This is a genomic window from Mesorhizobium sp. M7A.F.Ca.CA.002.15.2.1 (assembly GCF_003998715.1).
GTDB lineage: Bacteria > Pseudomonadota > Alphaproteobacteria > Rhizobiales > Rhizobiaceae > Mesorhizobium > Mesorhizobium ciceri.
Genome location: NZ_RZPI01001261.1, coordinates 1 through 465 on the forward strand (window position 1 = coordinate 1; position 465 = coordinate 465).

General features: G+C 67.1%; 1 protein-coding gene. It reads right to left on the reverse strand.

From position 1 onward, the window contains the following. Positions 1-238: alpha/beta hydrolase (locus tag ENZ74_RS34025; protein WP_245471072.1), on the reverse strand; the 238-nt coding region annotated here is incomplete at its 3' end. Positions 239-465 lie beyond the last annotated feature (227 nt).

Consider the following 465-nt stretch of genomic DNA (forward strand, 5'->3'; position numbering starts at 1 on the left):
GGGCATCCCAGGCATAGAAGGCGTGGTCCGGCATCCGCAATTCATCGACGAGATGGGCCATGCGGCCGCCATGCTCGTGGCCGCGATGGAAGAGCACCATCGCGCCTTTGGCATCGGCCGAAGCCGCCGGCCAGAATCGGTAGAAGATCTCCGTCCCGTCATGGCTGCGGAAGACCCGCTCCTGCGCTTGCCGCGCAAGGCTTTCCGTGGCCGCGGCGGCGACCGGTTCGTGCATCATGGTCTTTCCCTCTGGCGGCCCCACTGGCGGCATGGCGAGCCTCGATGCTCAGCTGGCGCTGCCAATAAGCCCGGCGCGTATCCGGTTTATGGCGGTCAGCAGCGAAAGCGTTGCCATGGCCGGAAACACAAATGGCGCGATCGATGCCGGCCACAGCCCTGGGGCGCACAGCACGGCGACGACGCCAAGCGCCAGCGCCCTGTCGCTCTTGCCGAACGGCCCGGCAT